Raw genomic sequence first — 1,482 nt, 5'->3', positions numbered from 1 at the left:
TTCACAGTGGACGCGAGCATCTATGGACAAGCCCTCGGCCTATTAGTACCGGTCAACTCCACCCATCACTAGGCTTCCATCTCCGGCCTATCAACCCTGTCGTCTACAGGGAGCCTTACCCCATCAAGTGGGTGGGAGTCCTCATCTCGAAGCAGGCTTCCCGCTTAGATGCTTTCAGCGGTTATCCCTCCCGAACGTAGCCAACCAGCCATGCCCTTGGCAGAACAACTGGCACACCAGAGGTTCGTCCGTCCCGGTCCTCTCGTACTAGGGACAGCCCTTCTCAAGACTCCAACGCGCGCAGCGGATAGGGACCGAACTGTCTCACGACGTTCTAAACCCAGCTCGCGTACCGCTTTAATGGGCGAACAGCCCAACCCTTGGGACCAACTCCAGCCCCAGGATGCGACGAGCCGACATCGAGGTGCCAAACCATCCCGTCGATACGGACTCTTGGGGAAGATCAGCCTGTTATCCCCGGGGTACCTTTTATCCGTTGAGCGACGGCGCTCCCACAAGCCACCGCCGGATCACTAGTCCCTGCTTTCGCACCTGCTCGACCTGCCAGTCTCACAGTCAAGCTCCCTTGTGCACTTACACTCACCACCTGATAACCAACCAGGCTGAGGGAACCTTTGGGCGCCTCCGTTACCCTTTAGGAGGCAACCGCCCCAGTTAAACTACCCACCAGACACTGTCCCCGATCCGGATCACGGACCCAGGTTAGACATCCAGCACGATCAGAGTGGTATTTCAACAACGACTCCACCCACACTGGCGTGCGAGCTTCACAGTCTCCCACCTATCCTACACAAACCGAACCGAACACCAATATCAAGCTATAGTAAAGGTCCCGGGGTCTTTCCGTCCTGCTGCGCGAAACGAGCATCTTTACTCGTACTGCAATTTCACCGGGCCTATGGTTGAGACAGCCGAGAAGTCGTTACGCCATTCGTGCAGGTCGGAACTTACCCGACAAGGAATTTCGCTACCTTAGGATGGTTATAGTTACCACCGCCGTTTACTGGCGCTTAAGTTCCCAGCTTCACCACACAAGTGCAGCTAACCAGTCCCCTTAACGTTCCAGCACCGGGCAGGCGTCAGTCCGTATACATCGCCTTACAGCTTCGCACGGACCTGTGTTTTTAGTAAACAGTCGCTTCTCGCTAGTCTCTGCGGCCACCCCCAGCTCCAACCGTAAAGGCCTTCACCAGAAGCGGCCCCCCTTCTCCCGAAGTTACGGGGGCAATTTGCCGAGTTCCTTAACCATAGTTCACCCGAACGCCTCGGTATACTCTACCTGACTACCTGAGTCGGTTTCGGGTACGGGCCACCATGAAACATCGCTAGAGGCTTTTCTCGACAGCATAGGATCATCCACTTCACCACAATCGGCTCGGCATCAGGTCTCACCCTCAATGAGCAGCGGATTTACCTACCACTCGGGCCACACCCTTACCCCGGGAATAACCACCACCCGGG

1 rRNA gene is annotated in these 1,482 nt (G+C 56.3%); it reads right to left on the bottom strand.

Going from position 1 to position 1,482, the window contains the following annotated elements:
• Positions 1-22: 22 nt before the first annotated feature.
• Positions 23-1,482 (bottom strand): 23S ribosomal RNA (locus tag FH609_RS30710); the annotation flags it as partial.

The sequence above is a fragment of the Streptomyces sp. 3MP-14 genome (assembly GCF_006334905.2).
GTDB classification, from domain to species: domain Bacteria; phylum Actinomycetota; class Actinomycetes; order Streptomycetales; family Streptomycetaceae; genus Streptomyces; species Streptomyces triticirhizae.
Note: the sequence above shows the minus strand (reverse complement) of the source record. Positions and strands in the feature narration are given on the sequence as shown.